The organism is Aquirufa sp. (genome assembly GCF_044239315.1).
GTDB lineage: Bacteria > Bacteroidota > Bacteroidia > Cytophagales > Spirosomataceae > Aquirufa.
In genome coordinates this window covers 1-17,636 of record NZ_JBIIBQ010000014.1, presented here as the reverse complement: position 1 = coordinate 17,636, position 17,636 = coordinate 1, and the positions used below count along the sequence as shown (strand labels likewise).

Sequence of the window (17,636 nt, the reverse complement as noted above, 5' to 3'; positions counted from 1 at the left end):
GAAAAAGGCTCACAAAATTGAGCCTTTTTTTTATATTAAATAAGTACATTGCAGTTAAATTAAATCCCAGTTAATATGCTTAAGAAAATTACCCTTACGCTGAGTTGCCTTCTTATTTTACCATTTTTCACACACACAATTTTCGCAAAAGAGGAGAAAGTAAAAGTGCGATTTGGAATCTATATAAAGAAGTTAGTCCCAGATTATAAAGAGGGCAAATTTAATACTGAGTTTTATTGGTGGATGATTTTCGATAACGATTCTACTAAAACGGGAATTTCTAACGATGTGATTACCAATATGGAATATGTTAATGCTGTCGATTTCCCGATTGAGGGATTTAAACAAGAAATTCAAGAAACTCGTGAAATCGAAAAGAATAAATTCTACTATACTGGTTTTCACCAAGGCGCATTCTACTTCAATCCCGATTTTAGAATGTATCCACTTGATGTTCAAACACTAAAAATCAGCATTGAGAACTCTCTTTTGCCAGGCAATCAATTTGAAATATCGGCAGACACCTCCTCTTATATTAACTCTAAACAAAGCAGACATCTGTGGGGATTTTCGAACGATTTAATTACAAACAAAAATGAAAGTTACTTCTTCTCTAAATCTGACATTGAAATAGGGAAAGGAGTCTACAATTCGAATTTTGGCGACCCTGAATTTGACCCAATATCAGTTTATAGTAGAATCGATACAACAATTAAATTAAACCGATCTTTTGTACCCTACATTAGCAAATTGCTGATCCCCTTGATGATCATCCTTTTACTAGTCTATTTTGTATTTTACTTGCCTGCTGAAAAAATTGATATCGCAGCTGGCTTAACTGTAACATCCCTATTAAGTGCTATTGCGTTTCAATTAGCAGTATCAGGAGAACTACCTGAAATAGGATATATCATTTACATCGACAAAATCTTTTATACTTGCTATTTTTTAATTGCTTTGACAATGGCTCAATCATTAGTCACCTTCTATTTAGATGATTCAGGCATTGAAAGTCAAAAACTCAAAGCAAAAAAAATTGATTTAGTATTCAGATTTTTATTCCCGTTATTGTTCTTTACAGCTACTATTTTATTCGCAATTTAATGAAGACAAGATTACCAGGAATAGACTTACTTAGGACAGTTGCCATTTTCATTATGATTGTTGCTAATGCTAGTCCCTATTTAGTTAAAGGGTCTATATCATATGAGTTTCGTCTTTTTTGTTCTTTGGCTGCACCTATTTTCATATTCTTATCAGGATTCGTTTTAAGTATAACCATAAAGCCAGGTGAAAAGAATTGGGCCAAATGGCGAAATGCAGGTTATTTAATAGCGACGGGAGCATTTATTGATACAGTTATTTGGGGAATTAAACCATTCAATACTTTCGACATATTGTACCTAATCGGATTTTCTTTGCTAATTAATTTGGCAATTATAAATAGCTCCCTCGCATTTAAGGGAATAATCTGGCTAGCAGTTATACTCATTCACTTTGCCCTACATACCGCCATCAATTACCGTTTTACAAACAGCGATATTTTGGTGGGCAATTCTCTTCATGCAGAGCACCTATTTGAGTACAAAAGATTATTCTTTGACGGCTGGTTCCCCCTTTTTCCTTGGCTCTCCTTCAGCATGTTAGGTAGTATAGTAGGTGAAATTTATAAAAAGAAATGGATAAACAATTATGCCATTTTCCTTAGTATTTTAGCTTGTGCACTAAGTTTCATTTATCTAGTTTATAACCCTATTTTGCAAGACATCCGAAATGGATACGTCGAATTATTTTATCCGGTAGAACTGCCTTATTTTCTATTTACTACCACATTAACTTTAGCCGTCAGTTTAGCAGCCATTCAATTATTACACCTTCCTAGCTTCTTTTTACACATAGCCAAGTTAGGCGAGCATAGCCTCTTTGTATACGTCTTACACACTGTGATTATATCATTTGTCTTACAACCGTTAGCTAATGTAGACTTTAGCATTAAACCCGTTTACTCTTACTCCATTTTTATCCTACTAGTTTATGTATTAGTAAAGGGATTGCAGTTCGTATTAAAAAAGAATTACCTCGAATTTATACCAAATCCAATTAGACAAATACTAGGTCTTAGGTAACGAATATCATATAAACCAAATTTTAAAACAATGAATTTACTTCAACACTATTTCTTTGAATTATTGAACACCATTCTACTATATAAAATAGAATTTGGGGCATTTTTAATCATTAGCTATATTTTCGGAAAAGTTTATTCTTCTAAAACCACTTGCAAAATAATTTGCGGCTGGGGTGACTTCGTTTTGCTTCTAACCTCTTCCCTATTAATTACTTACGTTGCTTTTCAATTAGTTTATAACAATCAATACGATCAAATCAGTGACTACCTTTTGATTGGATCCATCGTTATTTTCCTGATTAGCATCTGCTTATCAGCTTCTAAAAACAAGGATATAATGCATGTAATCATTTCTATTTTAACCAAAATTGCACTCCTTTTACTCATCCCTGTACTTACCGCTTTGATCCTACTGGCAATGGGTTCAGGAAAAAAAGACGGTCGCTACAGAGATGGGACACAAAATAACACGAGAACAGCCGCAGTAGCTGGCGCAGGTATCTTGATGGTTGTATTAATAGGTAGCTTGGTAAAGACTGAAGAATAATGTTTAAACTTTATCAGAAAAATATGATTCTTCCAGAAAATTAAGCGTGCTGATTTATGTTTAGTTTAATAAATAGGCCGCTGCGGCTAGTGCACTCCTACGACCAGGACATTCTAATTTTGCAATTCTTCGATAGTTAGAATATTGAATCAAATATTCCCCATCCCATTTTGCTATTCTCTTATAGTCTGAAATTCTAACAATATATTGTCCTTCAAACCTCAAAAGTCGCTTATATCCCGAATAAGTCACCAAGTAATCATTCTCGAATTTATAAATTCGACGATTAGACGAATAATCAATTACATAATCCCCATCAACCTTTAAGATTCGTCTATTAGATGAATATTCTGAAACATAGCATTGTCCAAAGGTGGTTAGTGAATTGAGAATTAATAATGAAAGAAGTACAAAACGTTTTAGAATCATTTTTTTATTTAACAACGGGTAGCCTATTTATATTATTTTTCAAACTCATCTAATATTGAAATCATCTCAGGAGAATACCAGCTTTTATACTCCATCATAAATTCTTTAAGAACAATACTGATTTCTAATTGCCCCACGATAAAGTTTTTCCATCTCTGCCAGATATGTTTAGGAATATTTTCACGTTGCAATGTCACATTGTCACAATAGTTGGCAATCATTTCACAACAGATCAATACTTGAACCTTGTGTTCAGAATTATCTTCAAGCTTTTTATTGTTGTAGAAATAGTCATATAGAAATGTATTATCATGTATAAGTATTAATATTTCATAGGACAGTCCACACAGACTTGTATAAGTTTCCCCTCGAGTTGCCAAAGCTTGTTGTGTTATCTGTCGAATAACGAAATAAAAACCTATTATATTTACTATAATAGATGCAATTGATAACATTGTTTCTAAACTCATAATCAAAATTTGTTTTTTAAAAGTACTAATTCACTTACAACACAATCTGAATCCCCGTCGAAACACTATAATAATAATTTGATATGGGAACCACTCGATTCATATCTAACATATGATCGTAATGAATCTGGAAATTAAGGTTTTTAGACATATTAAAATTTAAATTGCAATCCCAAAACCAACGAGGTTTTGCGAAATCAGCATTCAAAGGAAATTGTAGAAAAGTAATAGCTGAGAAGTCTACATTCTTTGCAATTTGAACACCTGATTTCAGGTACGTATTAAGACGAAAGAGATCCTTTTCGATAACACCTGCACCGACAGGTACAAGACTCTCTTTGACCCCATTCCAATTCCATTTTTCTACCTCTCTAAACACTCCTGTAGCAGTGATTAAATCGAAACCACTTTTCTCAATCCAACGCTCTCTAAGATTAATACCTTGTAATAAACGATTTTCCATCCCCCAAGCACCATTCCATTGGTATTGCAAAAATAATTCTGGGCTAAATTTACGAGTGTCATTATCTCGATAACGCAGTTGAATTAAGCCTTCGTTTTGAATTAAATCACCTCCATTACTAGTTAGGTCATTTTTAATAGAACTTATGAAAGCGTACTGATTACCGAATATTCGATCATACTCAAAGTTCGAACTAAACTCAGTTACATTGTTTTTTTGCTTATCTGAATTATAACTAAATGTGCCTGAAAGAATGTAATTCTTGTTTAAGGAATCACTCGAAAATTCTCGGTCAATTACTAAAACTTGTGCAACCGTTACAAAAGGAAAAAAAAGGAATAAAAACAGTATTTTTCTCATAATAAAAGAAATTTCAAACGATCATTTAGACTATCTATTAAATTAATGTTACCATATTATTAATAAAAGAAAAAGAAGCATTAATTTTATAAATCAAATAAGAATTATGAAAAAACAACTTTATATCAAGTGGAAGATTCTACTACAAGTAATTCCCATTATCGCAGTTATATTACTAATTAAAACTATATTCCACCATTATGGGCTAGAGATGATGGAATTAAATGCCTTGTTCACGAGTTTAGTTGGAGCTACCATATTCTTAATTGGATTTTTAATTTCTGGGGTCTTATCAGACTACAAAGAGAGTGAGAAAATACCTGGAGAAATTACCACTTCATTAAAAAATATTTTAGATGATAGTTTGACATTAAAACATCATTATTCAGAAGATACTTTCAAACAATTTATAGCGTTTCAAAAAAAATTAGCAAACAATATTAAGTCTTGGCTCTATAAAGAAATCGAAACTTCTGAACTATTAACTCAATTCGATGTACTTAATTCCATCATTATTCAATTAGATAAAGAAGGAGTGCAAGCAAACTTCTTAATTAGAATAAAAAATGAAATTAGTACCGTTAGAAAGAACTTATTACGCATTGAAGCAATCAGAGAAACCAACTTTATCAGTTCAGCTTATGCAATCGTAGAATCAATGGCCTTTGTCATTTCTGCAGGACTTATTTTCATTAAAATCGAACCGTTCTTTGCAGCCTTATTTTTCACCGTTTTAGTTACCTTTTTAATCATTTATATGATCATCCTAATTAAGGATTTAGATGATCCTTTTGATTACCAAGCAAATGGAGAAAGTGGCACTGAAATATCATTAGATATTTTCAACAAACACTTAGAATATATAAATGCTAATTATTAGCAATCACTATTATTCGATCGTACTCTCTTAATTGAAAGCTAGACTTTTTCGATGGAGAAAGAATAGAATCTATTTTATGATTACGAGCACTTGTTTTCAATTGCAATCCTACCACAATTTCATTTCTAGTTAGGCCTATATTCACTAGTTCGGCAAAAGTAATAGACCTATCTTTTGACACGTAAGACAGAGCCGGTCTTAAAAATAATTCTGACCCCGACTCATCAAGTAAGTCTGTATATACAGCTTTCAAGTACTTGTTCTCAGATAATTGAATTAAATACTTAGCTACTAATTCATCGCTAGCAACAAATTCGTCATCTCGCGTTCCTTCAATTAACTCTCCATTTTTAGGATCTAAAATTTCACAACAAATATTAATATCCCGCTTTTGAGAATCCCTTAAGAACTTAATATGTGTAAATGTCAACAAAGTATAGGCATCCGCTTGTTGCAAATTTAATTTATCCCGATATCCTAAAAGTAAAATACTATCGGTAGTGACCCAATTTATGGCATTAAATGCATCACGTTTCAGACTATTTTGAATTTGTACATTTATCTTCAAATTAGTTAAACTGTCTATAAGCGATTGATCTGGGCCATCTGACAATTCTGAATTGTAAATTAATTCAATTTGACTTCCCGCAGGTAACTGCATTTGTAATTCTGTTAACAAAATATCACCCCAATTATGCCAACCTATTATGGTTATGTGTTTAGCAACATACGAATAGGTTAAATCTAAATTATCTTTGGTTTCCCAATTATTTAAAGTAGACTTTCCTAAAGAACCACCAATCGTAGAATCATCTTCGGATATTAATATCAATCGATCACTAGATTGAATTACATAATCCAAATCAGGTAATAATTTTACTGCAGTAGTTTGTGCATTACCATCTAATGATAAATAATCATGTACAACCCCAATTAAACTTGAATTTTCGAATTCAAATACTACCTCACTAAAAGGCCGACCTACGACAAATTGATTGAAAAGATTTAATTGATTTTCTTGAGGCCAAAAATAGATCTCTTTCCCTTCAAAAGTTAATAATTCAGAATACACTTTACTTAAACCCGGCTCTTTTAATGATTGAGCTAAAAGACGCATAATGAAATTACGAGGTTGAATGACAGTTAGCTTTGACAACAATTTTAAAGCCTCAGCGTTCTCAGCTGAGTTAACTTCAGCAATCACGGGACAATTAACCAATTCGTTTTTCTGTAAGGCTAGGGCTCTTTTCAAAACCATTGAATCACTAAATTCATCATCTGTAGCTAACAAGACAATCGATCTTGCTTCATTAGGACTTATGATTTCAAGATCTTTAGAATCACTAGGGTCACCTGTTCTGCAAATCACTTTAGTAGTAGAATTTTCGGGTATTTCACGAAGTAAATACTCCTCCATAAAGACTTTATCGCGAATAGATAAAACTACTACACTGGCATCTCTAAGACTTTTATTAGCTTCAGAAAGTTCTTTAATAGCTGTAAATAATTTATTTGACCAACCTAAGAAAACGGAGTGATTCTTTTCTAAAACTTTGGATCTACCTCTTCGCAATTCAATTATTCTAGACTCAATAATACTTGTCAAAATACCAATTAAAACACTAATCAATAAAAGTCCTAAAGCAGCGACAAAAACATAAAGTATTGTTAAGAAAAGACTTGAATGAACTTTTAATGCAGGAGACAAAGTAATATTTATCACTTCTTCATAATTAGCCCAAAAGCTACCTGAATCAGAATCGAACAATGTAATTAACCCAGATATAAAGGCTAAAATCAATAAAGAGCCTATTGTTAATAGTATCAATAATCCTCTTGGATTTTGACTAATCAATAGATCAAAACGGTATTTGAATTTCTGTAACATAACAAAATTAGAATAATCTAGGCGTCTGTGGATATGGAATAAATGCTTCAAAAATCATCTCCATTCCTCCAGCCACAAATTGTGTAATAACCAAGATAATAGTACCTGAAATTAAGGCGACCGCTACGTTTTTATTTTTGATCTCATCAAACTCATTTAAACCCTGAGTCAACCAGTTAAATAAGACGAACGAAATAGCAACAATGATACCTGCCACAATCGTGCTTACCAGAAAAAATCCAGTGATAGTATAACTCGCACGACCTAATACCTCTTCAATTTGAAGACCCATATTCATTAAACGATTCGTAAAATCAACGGCAGGTTGTAACGCAGAACTGACCATTTTACCTACTGAAAAAAGCACAAAAGCCATCAATACGCCAAAAGCTAAATTGTCATACCTAACTTCCATTTTGTCTAAAAAGAGTTTCTTCATTAGCCAAAAAACAAAGAAACTCAGTAAAATGCCGTAGACTAAGCCTAAAACGACCTCCAATAATCCTAAATAAAGTGCGATGCTATTCATTGTTATAAATTTAATTTGTGATGGCAATATGCCACTTATCCATATCAGAAATTTCAGGTGATAACTCACCAGGTTTAAATCCGGGAGCTGTAGTCTCCCATACTAAATAATTATGTTGGTAATTTCCTACAGATTTGCCCTTTAAAGGTAAGTCTATTCCTAAGATACAATGTCCATATTCTTCGCTAATCAACATAGCCACGGGAAACTTAAATCTACTCAAAATTTCAAAACATAAGAGTGATCTGGTATCGCAATCCCCCTTAAGATTATGTAAAAATTCATACCCTCCCTGCACTCCGTACTTAATATCTGGCAAGCATTCCTTCCCATCCTTATGGTACTGAATTAAAAAGGAACTACCACTCTCTTTTATCGCTTGTTGACAGGATTGATCATGAACTAAGACATATGGTATCGTTTGAATAGATGTTACTACAGCCTCCGCTAATTGTTGCCTATTCCATTTATTCGCAGTGTTTAAGCTGTCAAATAGTTTCGCATAAACTTCAACTATTTTAGCATCTTTGTCCACTAGACTTTGATAAACTGCAGAAAAATCATTGGATTCATAGTCGTTTCTAAACTTAGCAGCTTTGTCAAATTCAGGATAAAATGTAAAGTACTTGCCGGATAATTGCTGCACATTATAATCTTTCCAATTCCTAAAGTGTAATAATGAATCCCCTGTTTTTAGAATTTTATTATTCTTAATGAAGTCTTCTTTTTGACTATCGTCAGCTACAGAAGTATTGTTCCCTCCTAAAATGAACCAGAGTGCCATAAGTCCCAATAGACCTAAAATCAATCCTCCAATCAGATTAAACACCTTTTTAAGTAGCCCAAACCCAGAAGTGAAATAATTAAGTAAGAACCAAATAAAGGCAACAATACCTAAGAACTTAAGTAATCCATAATTCTTCGCTCCTAAGGCAAAAAGTATCAAGAGTACTAATATGAACAAAATAAATTTACTGAATGGACTCCAGGATTGATCTTTTACTGTACTCTTAGGTTTATAGATATCAACAGGAGAACCACCATCATCCCCTTGATTAGGCGTTAGATTTGAATAACCAACAGATAGCTTTTTAAAGGACCAAACTAGATAAACAATACCCGCAATAAAAATGAGGGGGAAAAATGAAGTGTTATAGAACAGAAACAGAAGCAAGGCAATTACAAAAAGTGAGCCTAAGAAATTCTTCTTCTCCGTTGCAAAAAACGACTGCAATCTTTTATTTACAGGTCTAAATCTAACCTCATTAACTACTGGTTTGATAACCTCTTCTCTGACAATAGGTCTACCACCAAATTGATTATTTAGAATAACTTGAGTCCTTGAAACTTTCAGATTAGGAGGATCAGGGACGGTAATTTTAATTCGTCGCTTAAAAAAAACAGTTCCATTAATAACGTGGTTGTCTACATCATTCAAATGGATTTTTTGGAAAAAAACAATATCATTTAATAACATCCAATCCAAATCCTCAGAGAAAGCTACTTCATCATGGCTAGCCCCTTTAAATCGAATTTTAACATCAGAAATAATAGATGAGTATTCTATATATGGATCTTTACGTTCTAATTGGGGATCAAATTGATCCAAGATCACAGCATTAGAAATTTCAATATGGGACAAAGAAATATCATTTACTTGTCTGGAACCTGTAGACAAATAAGTTTCATCAAAAGTCGATAACGCTTTTAAATCTCCCTTAACCCAAACATCTTTTATTTTAATTGCCATTAATGTTGTTCAATAAATATCCGTTTTTTAAACCCTTGAACATTGTAAAACTTATACATTTGCGTGGCTCCATCATCCATGTTGACTAAGTAAACTTCGGCAGTACAAATCCCATATTTACCATTACTTAAGGCCTCGAAATCAATAATATTTTTTCCAAAACGCATATTCTTAAGCACAACTTCTTGTTTTGAATTAAAAATTTCTAGAGAATGAGCTAGTTCACGACCATTTAAACTCAGGCGAATCTTATCATTATCTTGTCTATTTGAATCAAAAAACACCAATTTATAATTGCCAGGAGGAACCACAAAGGTGGTGTCTGATAACTTATTCTTTTTCATTTTAGCCGCTTCTGACGGTAATATTTTCGCTAATTGACTACTTTGATCTAGTTTTTCTTGTCCGGTAGGGATATCTAATTTGGCATCATTTTTAATAGCATCACTATTTGATTTTTCCCAAACAGTAGACGAATAATTCATACAGCCTTTAAGCAAAAATAACATCAAGAATAAAAGACCTAAAATTCTTAGCAATGGCCAAAGGCATCCTGCTTTTTGAAGTGCCGGGGCATCTTGTCTAGTATAGCCGCCTGGAACTAGCGGAACAGCCCATGAAAAGTTAAACCAACTCATTATAAGACCCAAACAACCAATTCCTGGTTGTACGGGTGCTGTAGGTGTTACAGGAACTATTGGTGTAGCTTGAACCGTAATTGGAGTGACAACAGGCTTTTTTACTGCAGCCACAGGCTTAGGATCGCCTACTTTAAAATAAAGTTCTCCCTCAATTTCACCAAAAGTATATCCCTCCTTAAGTAAAGAATAATTAATAACTGGATCCTTGATAAAACACTCAGGACGATAAACGGGTGTTCTCAGAAAATCAACATTGGAAAAATAGGGCTTACTAAAATTTACCGCAATTTGATCTTCTAATGTAGAGTGAAAATAACTACCTTTTTTAACTTCAGCAATGGTAGAATCCCAAAGTTCATTAGGGATAACATTCGCATTTGTAATGTTAATATCCTTGTAAAGGATAATGTCGAAAACGCGGATTGATTTTGCATTCGTCTTATTGGAAATACTTGATACAACCTCATTTTCAAGATGCTCAGGGCCTTTAAAAAGTGCCTTTACATGGCCAAAGGCAAAAAATGAATCATCTACCTTTTTACCGTAATTTTCAGGAGTTATATGTATACTCATGTCAATTCATTAGTTAAAAAAGTATCCAACTGATTTTTTAAAGCCACCTTCTCTGATTTTAACCTAACCGTAGGCATAAATGGTTCAGCACTATCTACTTTATAATCCGAATAATTATATTCATCCATCAATTTCTTGATTTCATTACTCGCATTCACATATTCTTTCTTAATAAAATCTACCGTATTAATTTCAAGCTTTATATCTAAATCAGATTCAGACAAAACCATTTTATATCGTAAGTAAAAAGGGTATATGAACAGAAAAATGAGCCCACAAATTAAAAGAATAGCAATTATCATGAGTTTTTTCAAGAAATGCTGTATTCTGTAAATCCCGTATTTATTATATTGAATTGTCAGTCGAAGTTTATCCAAACCTGCATTATATTCGTCATCTAACGCTTTAATTTTAGCAGGTAAGTTGATTAATTCTTGGTGGTGCAATAAATCCCAATCAAGTAATTTTTTATTTAAAATAGTTAAATCGACTTGTAAAAAACTCTTGTGAAACGCATCCTGTGCTTGCTCTACTTCCAAGGTCACATCTTGTTGTTTTTTCACGATGGCACTTCGATCAGATTGAAGTTTGCTTAATTGATTAGACAAGGACTTAATTTGATTTCCATACAATGCCGGATATGACTTCTCATAGTTGCGAACAATTTCTTGGCCATGCATTTCTTCCAAATCAGGATAGAATAACATGCTTAATCCTAAAGTCAATCCACAAAAAACAGTGAAAGCAAAAACGACAATATAGATGAAACGAAGAATAAGGCTTGGGATCAATTGAGACTTTTCAGGAACTGATTCATATGAAACATCCTCCACTTCTAGTTTAGTAGTTCCTAAAACTAATTGAGCATTTGCTAAGACCTTTTTTTCTTTTTTCAAATAACTCGATTTTCTAAATCCAGAAAGCAAAATCAGCGTAATTGAGATATAGACAAAGGTAAATAATGCCCCTGTGATGATACCTGCAATCCAACTAAACGAAATAAAATAGAATAAAATAACTGACCCCAGCGCAAATACAGCAAACTGGATTTTAAGCCATAATAGAATTTTCTCTACTACAGCTAAATCACTAACACTTGGCAGGATTTTCCCGCCAAATGTTAATGAATCAACCACCAAATATCTAAGTAACTTCAATTTGATTATAGAAATTTCGCTGGATTATCTTTAATCTCAGAGTTGACTTGATTTGTCCAACTTTCATTGGCTCCTTTGGCAACATCAGCCATCGCATCCACTTGTAAGTATTTGTATTCAACCACAGCTTTATCTCCTTCAACATGAGGAGGAAGCTCGATGATACCCGACTTTGCTAAGATTAGCTTCTTCTTATTCTCTTCCAAATAATCATATGGGCCTTTGATCATCATTAATTTGAAGAAGATCGGACCTGTTTCAATCATCAATAAAAGAGCCATAATTACCCAAGGAACTAAGCCTCCAATCTCGTGAGAAATATGAATACGCTCTAATAAACCATCTAATTGATTTTTACGCTTCACATTTTCTTTCTTCAACTCCTCGCGCTCAGATTCTATATTTTGCATTTTTTCACGGTATATATCCGCATTTTTCTGTAAACGAGCTATTTCTGGAGCTGCTGCTTCTTCCGCCTTAATACGCTCAGCCTCTAATTTATCCAAATTGGCTTTTTTACTACGATATGCTGGCCCCATTCCTACTGAACCATTTGCTGTTTTACCAGCTGCCTCATCATCCAAAGCTTTCATTTGATCCTTCAATTCAAGACGTCTTGTTTCAAAATAGGTCTTATTTTTCTCAATCTCTTTCTCCACTTTGTCCAGTTGAACTTTCCATGAAGCTGTCTTTTTATTAATAATAGTATCCGATTCTGCATTCAGTTTCTCTAAGTAAGCATTTTGCTTACTTTGTAATTCTGCATCAATCTCAGACTGCATAATTCTAATCTCCAATGGAGCAGACATCGTCACACCGATGATTACTGCCATTATTATACGAGGAATTGCGTTCACTAATTCTTTGAGTGAAATACTATCTTTACCATCCCCTTTACCAGTAGAGGAAATGATAAAACGGTCAAGGTTAAATATCATCAATCCCCAAACGATACCACCCACAATCGAGCCTATAACCGTACCAACAAATAAGGTACTATCGATAGCATCCCCTTTAGGTGAGAATATTGTGTAAAAGGCATAACCTGCAGAAAAGGCAGCTAAAATACCTGTGGCTAACACAATTCCTCCAAGACCGGCGTATTTTGAGTGATCGGAAGGAGGACAGTGCTTATCTAATAATTCGACATCTGCACCTGCACAATTCCAAAGAAATCTAAGAAATCGACGACTTGCTGTAGTTTCTTGCATTGTACTTGAATCTGTTTTTTGTTCAGTTACCATATCTATTGAAATTATTGGGGATTAAGTTGTGACAAATCAAATGGGTTAGTTTTTTTTAATTCGCAACTAGTTAAATCAAGTTTACTTGGTTTTCTTTCTACATCTAGACCTTTAAATACAAGCTTGCTTATAGCTACATTTACTAAGCCTGTAGGTTTAAGTGGTAATTTATCTTGAAATTGAATAGCAAATTCAGGCCTAGGAATTTCATTTTCTAAAAGTCTTACCTGTTTTATGCGAAACGGAGAAAATTGAATGTTCCAAACCCAATTTTCCATTAACTTCTCCTGCGGAACAAGTAGCTCATAATGAGATGATTGTTCATTAAATACCGAGAATCGAACGGATATAAATGGGAAAGCAAAAAGGAGAAATTTATACTTGTTTGAAACAAAAACTACTTTCATCATATAAAAGGTATTTGCTAAAAATAGCGACAATATTTTTATTCTTCATAATCGAGAATAAAAAACTTATTTAACGGTAAAAAGACAATAATATATTGGTAAATTATTATTTTTTAGGGATAAATTTTTCTGGATTTACTATTTTCGAAAAAAATCTACCATCTTACATATGACTACTTTCAAAAAAATAAGTGATTCCGAAACGACAATTACGGAGTTAATGATACCCTCCTATTCAAACTTTAGCGGTAAAATTCATGGAGGAATACTACTCTCATTGATGGATAAAGTCGCTTATGTGTGTGCAGCTAAACACAGTGGAGAATATTGCGTAACAGTGGCCGTAGAAGGAGTTGAGTTTCACAATCCAGTCGAGGTAGGAGATCTCGTTTCCATCAAATCATCCGTCAATTATGTAGGGAATACAACAATGATTATTGGGATGCGGGTGGAGACGCTCAAGCCAAAATCTGGAATCATTACCCATACCAATTCTTGCTATTTCACTATGGCCGCAAAAAATGAGAAGGGAGAACTCACCCAGGTTCCTGGCCTAATCATCGAAGATGAAACCCAAATGCGTCGATTTTGCGAAGGAAAACTATTAAGACGCTTTTCTTCTGAAAAGAGAAATATGCTTAAGTCTGATTTAAACAACTTGAGCCAAGCAGAAGTGAGACAACTTTGCGAAGGCGAAAAATGCGAATTATACCATTAAATAAATACTTGATTAATTAATCGCGTTTAATTCTGACAAAAACTAACTTTAGAACTATAACCTCCTAAATTTTATTATCTATGATTTACATTGTTCTAGCGATTATTGCTTTTATCATTTTGATAATCGCCATAATGGACCTTTCACAAAAAAAACACACCTTAAAAAGAAATTTCCCTGTTTTAGGTAGATTACGGTACTTTGCTGAAACATTAGGTCCTCCAATCAGACAATATTTTATTTCAAATAATAGAGAGGAGTTACCTTTTAATAGATCTCAACGTTCCTGGATTTATGCTTCTTCTAAAGGAGAGAATAATTACGAAGGATTTGGTACAGATAAAGATATTTATGCCGCAAATTATATTTTCATAAATCCTAAAATGTTTCCCTATAAGGTGGACAAAGAACACATTAATCATAGTTCTAAGGACCCTTATTTTATCCCTTGTGCTAAAGTGATGGGGATTTCTCACAAAAGAGCAAAACCATTTAGACCAGCATCTATCGTCAATATTTCGGCGATGAGTTACGGTTCCTTATCTGCACAAGCGCAATCTTCCCTAAACCAAGGGGCCGCTATGGTAGGAGCTTATCACAACACAGGTGAGGGTGGACTTTCTCCTTACCACCAACAAGGTGCCGATGTTATTTTCCATATAGGAACGGGATATTTTGGATGTGGTATTACAGGAGAAGATGGTTTGAGATACTTTAGTTTTGAGAAATTAGAAGAATTAGTTTTAAACAAATATGCTAAAGTAAAGGCGATTGAGGTTAAACTATCTCAAGGTGCAAAACCAGGAAAAGGTGGTGTTCTTCCAGCTAAAAAGAATACCCCAGAGATTGCTGCCATTCGAGGTGTAGAGCCGTACACAGATGTACTTTCACCATCTTATCACACCGCATTTAGTAATGTCAGAGAGCTCGTTGATTTCATAGAAGAAATTGCCGCTAGAACGGGATTGCCGGTAGGGATAAAATCTGCTGTAGGTGATCTAGAGCAATGGAAAGAACTTGCTGAGATTATGAAAAAAGAAAATAAAGGTCCTGATTTTATTACCATTGATGGAGGAGAAGGTGGTACAGGGGCGGCACCTCCATCTTTTGCAGACCACGTTGCTCTTCCTTGGATCTATGGATTCAGTGAAGTTTACCAAGTATTCAAAGAGAAAGGCATCACAAATGACATCGTATTTATAGGTTCTGGTAAATTGGGATTCCCTAGTGAAATCATGAAGGCAATGGCGCTAGGTGCTGATTTAATTAATGTGGCGAGGGAGGCGATGATTTCTATAGGGTGTATACAAGCGCAAGAATGCCATACGGATAAATGCCCTACTGGAATAGCCACACAAAACAAGTGGCTAAGCGGCGGTATAGACCCTACCTTAAAATCGGTTCGATTCTCTAAGTACATTAAAACTCTTAGAAAAGAAACGTTAGAAATGGCTCACGCATGTGGCTACGAACATCCTTGTCAAATTAAAATGAAAGACATTGATATCAGTTGTGGGGATAACAATCGCACAATCACACTTGAGCAAGCTTTTAAATATGAAAAAAATGAAGTTCAGTTTGGTTCAATGCAAGAATTAGCAGACTGTTCTTATTTAGGAGGAAGGTAAAAATTGAAAAATACACAAATAAAAATTTTCTTGCCTGTCATCATCGTAATCTTAGGCATTCTATGTTTTAAGAATGGGGTGGTTGTATCTGATAAACCTGAATTAACACATGAGTCAGTTGGAATTCTTTTTTTCCATATAATCTCTTTGTTTTCGTTTGGTGCAAAAGATTATGGGGCCCCGATTTCAGGCCCCATTTTTTATCAGATAATTCTATATATAATTTATTTTGCAGCACCATTAATCTCTATCTCGGCACTGACAGAAATTGTTTATTTAATCTCTAAGCCAATTATCCCTACCTACATTTTCAATAAGGACTACCATATTATTTTAGGATATGGTAGAACTGGGAAGTCAGCTGAAAATGCCATTAAGGAAAGCTTGGGTTCAGATGCAAAAATTCTTATTATTGACCATAACTTGAAGAGTTCCTCCTTAGGAATTAGACTTTTATTGGGATGGAAAAAGATCTTTATGCAGGCAGATTTAGCTGAGCATTTTGAGTTAGATTTCATCAATCTAACAAAATGTAAAAGTATTTTTATTATCACAGACAACGAATGGCTAAACCTAAAACTGTATCAGTTAATAAAAAATGATGTGCATTTTCAAAATGAAACGAAAGTGTATACACGTATTAATAATTTAGATATAATTGAATTTTTAGAGTCTGACAATTCTGAAATTTCAGTAGTAAATCACCATTTTTTCAATATCCACAGTGCAGCTGCTCAGCTCTTTTTTGAAAAGAAGGAAATTGACAAGGCCATTTCATCAGAGCATCATTTATTTGAAGATTGGTTAAAAGAAAAAATTGATACTTTTGTCATTTTAGGCTTTGGAAATTTTGGGAAAGCCTTCTTGCACCAATTAACTGAGTGCCTAGAATTCCAATTCTGCAAAACGTTAATTATTGTGGATAATAATGCCGAAAACCTTTGGCAAGGTTACTTACATGATTATGGTTTTCAAACAAATACACAAATCATTTGTTGTAATTCAAACCTCAGCAATGCGGCTAATTATGACCACATTTTCAATGAAGCAAACCCACACAACGCATGTGCCATATTTTGCTCTAATGATGAAACATTAAATTTGAAAGCTGCGACTAGTTTTCACAAAATGCACAAAAAAGACAAAGATTTTAAATACATCATACGTACAACCGTTTCAAAAACCTTCTCAGCAGAATTAACGAAAAAATGCCTAGGAGACAAATACATCAAAATCCCAACGTATGATTGGACTAAATTCTATTTTAAAGAAAAGCTTGTCTAATCCTTAATTAACATAAGTATGATCACAAACACATCCCTACCTAAAATCATTAAAGCCTACCAAAGTTGGCTGAAAGAAAATGACAATAATACCTTTTATCATCCGGAGGTGGTGGAAGCCCTAGTGAAAAATGGCAAGACGATAAATGATTTTGAAAAACTAGTCAATACTACCCCTAAAATCACAAATTACCGCGCCTTTTTCAATAGTTGGCTAAAAGGTGAGATCGACGATTTAAACCTAAAGGTTTTAAATAGGAGGTTTGAGTTAGGACAAGAAATTGACTTTATAAAGGCGGTACTTCTCAATACGAAAGAAACTAAATCTGTTTTAAAATCAGGTGAAAGAATTGAACTTACCGCCTATGGAGATAGTAAATTACAAAATAGAGAAGTAGTTGCTTTTACCTTTAAATTCACGGACAATCTGCTTACCTCATATGATGATAATACAGATAAGGCGGAAAACTATTTTAAAAGTAAAGATAATCCAGTACAACTTACTCTTGAGGGAAAAGAACTTTTTGAATACTTAAATTCT

At 33.7% G+C, this 17,636-nt stretch carries 17 protein-coding genes; 8 read left to right on the top strand and 9 right to left on the bottom strand.

Annotation, left to right across the window (positions count from 1 at the left end; translation table 11 throughout):
- Positions 1-75: 75 nt before the first annotated feature.
- From ACILP5_RS06555 to ACILP5_RS06545, 3 genes are read left to right on the top strand one after another with little or no spacing between them, the layout of a single operon-like run.
- Complete coding sequence (locus ACILP5_RS06555) at positions 76-1,104, top strand: hypothetical protein (protein ID WP_395617857.1); 1,029 nt, start codon at positions 76-78, stop codon at positions 1,102-1,104.
- Positions 1,104-2,126 carry a heparan-alpha-glucosaminide N-acetyltransferase domain-containing protein gene (locus tag ACILP5_RS06550; protein ID WP_395617856.1) on the top strand — a complete coding sequence of 341 codons (1,023 nt, stop codon included), beginning with the start codon at positions 1,104-1,106 and terminating at the stop codon, positions 2,124-2,126. The genes ACILP5_RS06555 and ACILP5_RS06550 overlap by 1 nt, the downstream gene beginning before the upstream one ends.
- 30 nt (positions 2,127-2,156) lie before the next feature.
- On the top strand, positions 2,157-2,675 hold the full coding sequence (locus ACILP5_RS06545; protein ID WP_395617855.1) for a hypothetical protein: 519 nt from the start codon (positions 2,157-2,159) through the stop codon (positions 2,673-2,675).
- Positions 2,676-3,136: 461 nt separating this feature from the next.
- Here the strand turns inward: ACILP5_RS06545 and ACILP5_RS06540 are convergent, their stop codons facing one another.
- Positions 3,137-3,574 (bottom strand): hypothetical protein, encoded by a 438-nt coding sequence (locus ACILP5_RS06540; RefSeq protein ID WP_395617854.1) that lies wholly within the window; start codon positions 3,572-3,574, stop codon positions 3,137-3,139.
- Positions 3,575-3,608: 34 nt separating this feature from the next.
- Positions 3,609-4,397, bottom strand: coding sequence for a hypothetical protein (locus tag ACILP5_RS06535; RefSeq protein ID WP_395617853.1), 789 nt, complete (start codon positions 4,395-4,397; stop codon positions 3,609-3,611).
- Positions 4,398-4,503: 106 nt separating this feature from the next.
- Between ACILP5_RS06535 and ACILP5_RS06530 the strand changes: the two genes are divergently transcribed.
- The gene (locus tag ACILP5_RS06530) at positions 4,504-5,277 is read left to right on the top strand and encodes a hypothetical protein (protein ID WP_395617852.1); all 774 of its coding nucleotides are present in this window, start codon (positions 4,504-4,506) and stop codon (positions 5,275-5,277) included.
- Here ACILP5_RS06530 and ACILP5_RS06525 read toward each other — a convergent pair.
- From ACILP5_RS06525 to ACILP5_RS06495, 7 genes are read right to left on the bottom strand one after another with little or no spacing between them, the layout of a single operon-like run.
- A complete protein-coding gene (locus tag ACILP5_RS06525; RefSeq protein WP_395617851.1) occupies positions 5,267-7,165 on the bottom strand; it encodes a hypothetical protein in 1,899 nt (632 codons plus the stop codon). The two genes, ACILP5_RS06530 and ACILP5_RS06525, sit on opposite strands and share 11 nt — an antisense overlap.
- A 7-nt stretch (positions 7,166-7,172) precedes the next feature.
- On the bottom strand, positions 7,173-7,694 hold the full coding sequence (locus tag ACILP5_RS06520) for a DUF350 domain-containing protein (protein ID WP_395617850.1): 522 nt from the start codon (positions 7,692-7,694) through the stop codon (positions 7,173-7,175).
- Positions 7,695-7,704: 10 nt separating this feature from the next.
- Positions 7,705-9,444: a hypothetical protein gene (locus tag ACILP5_RS06515; RefSeq protein ID WP_395617849.1), complete on the bottom strand. Its 1,740-nt coding sequence runs from the start codon at positions 9,442-9,444 to the stop codon at positions 7,705-7,707.
- A complete protein-coding gene (locus tag ACILP5_RS06510; protein ID WP_395617848.1) occupies positions 9,444-10,658 on the bottom strand; it encodes a hypothetical protein in 1,215 nt (404 codons plus the stop codon). Before ACILP5_RS06510 ends, ACILP5_RS06515 begins: the two co-directional genes overlap by 1 nt.
- Positions 10,655-11,815, bottom strand: coding sequence for a hypothetical protein (locus ACILP5_RS06505; protein ID WP_395617847.1), 1,161 nt, complete (start codon positions 11,813-11,815; stop codon positions 10,655-10,657). The genes ACILP5_RS06510 and ACILP5_RS06505 overlap by 4 nt, the downstream gene beginning before the upstream one ends.
- A 5-nt stretch (positions 11,816-11,820) precedes the next feature.
- Positions 11,821-13,059, bottom strand: coding sequence for a DUF4407 domain-containing protein (locus ACILP5_RS06500; protein WP_395617846.1), 1,239 nt, complete (start codon positions 13,057-13,059; stop codon positions 11,821-11,823).
- Between the two features lie 11 nt (positions 13,060-13,070).
- Positions 13,071-13,469, bottom strand: a complete 399-nt coding sequence (locus tag ACILP5_RS06495) for a hypothetical protein (RefSeq protein WP_395617845.1) — start codon at positions 13,467-13,469, stop codon at positions 13,071-13,073.
- Positions 13,470-13,635: 166 nt separating this feature from the next.
- Between ACILP5_RS06495 and ACILP5_RS06490 the strand changes: the two genes are divergently transcribed.
- From ACILP5_RS06490 to ACILP5_RS06475, 4 genes are all read left to right on the top strand, one after another.
- Positions 13,636-14,184 carry an acyl-CoA thioesterase gene (locus ACILP5_RS06490; RefSeq protein ID WP_395617844.1) on the top strand — a complete coding sequence of 183 codons (549 nt, stop codon included), beginning with the start codon at positions 13,636-13,638 and terminating at the stop codon, positions 14,182-14,184.
- Positions 14,185-14,264: 80 nt separating this feature from the next.
- Entirely contained in the window at positions 14,265-15,812 is a 1,548-nt protein-coding gene (locus tag ACILP5_RS06485; RefSeq protein WP_395617843.1) for an FMN-binding glutamate synthase family protein, read from the top strand.
- Positions 15,813-15,815: 3 nt separating this feature from the next.
- Positions 15,816-17,096 (top strand): hypothetical protein, encoded by a 1,281-nt coding sequence (locus tag ACILP5_RS06480; protein ID WP_395617842.1) that lies wholly within the window; start codon positions 15,816-15,818, stop codon positions 17,094-17,096.
- Between the two features lie 18 nt (positions 17,097-17,114).
- Positions 17,115-17,636 (top strand): hypothetical protein (locus ACILP5_RS06475; protein WP_395617841.1); only part of this gene is annotated, 522 nt, incomplete at its 3' end.

Bases quoted from the DNA above. Each gene is read 5' to 3' on its own strand.
- ACILP5_RS06555 (WP_395617857.1), top strand. From the start codon at position 76: ATGCTTAAGAAAATTACCCTTACGCTGAGTTGCCTTCTTATTTTACCA.
- ACILP5_RS06550 (WP_395617856.1), top strand. From the start codon at position 1,104: ATGAAGACAAGATTACCAGGAATAGACTTACTTAGGACAGTTGCCATT.
- ACILP5_RS06545 (WP_395617855.1), top strand. From the start codon at position 2,157: ATGAATTTACTTCAACACTATTTCTTTGAATTATTGAACACCATTCTA.
- ACILP5_RS06540 (WP_395617854.1), bottom strand. From the start codon at position 3,574: ATGAGTTTAGAAACAATGTTATCAATTGCATCTATTATAGTAAATATA.
- ACILP5_RS06535 (WP_395617853.1), bottom strand. From the start codon at position 4,397: ATGAGAAAAATACTGTTTTTATTCCTTTTTTTTCCTTTTGTAACGGTT.
- ACILP5_RS06530 (WP_395617852.1), top strand. From the start codon at position 4,504: ATGAAAAAACAACTTTATATCAAGTGGAAGATTCTACTACAAGTAATT.
- ACILP5_RS06525 (WP_395617851.1), bottom strand. From the start codon at position 7,165: ATGTTACAGAAATTCAAATACCGTTTTGATCTATTGATTAGTCAAAAT.
- ACILP5_RS06520 (WP_395617850.1), bottom strand. From the start codon at position 7,694: ATGAATAGCATCGCACTTTATTTAGGATTATTGGAGGTCGTTTTAGGC.
- ACILP5_RS06515 (WP_395617849.1), bottom strand. From the start codon at position 9,444: ATGGCAATTAAAATAAAAGATGTTTGGGTTAAGGGAGATTTAAAAGCG.
- ACILP5_RS06510 (WP_395617848.1), bottom strand. From the start codon at position 10,658: ATGAGTATACATATAACTCCTGAAAATTACGGTAAAAAGGTAGATGAT.
- ACILP5_RS06500 (WP_395617846.1), bottom strand. From the start codon at position 13,059: ATGGTAACTGAACAAAAAACAGATTCAAGTACAATGCAAGAAACTACA.
- ACILP5_RS06495 (WP_395617845.1), bottom strand. From the start codon at position 13,469: ATGATGAAAGTAGTTTTTGTTTCAAACAAGTATAAATTTCTCCTTTTT.
- ACILP5_RS06490 (WP_395617844.1), top strand. From the start codon at position 13,636: ATGACTACTTTCAAAAAAATAAGTGATTCCGAAACGACAATTACGGAG.
- ACILP5_RS06485 (WP_395617843.1), top strand. From the start codon at position 14,265: ATGATTTACATTGTTCTAGCGATTATTGCTTTTATCATTTTGATAATC.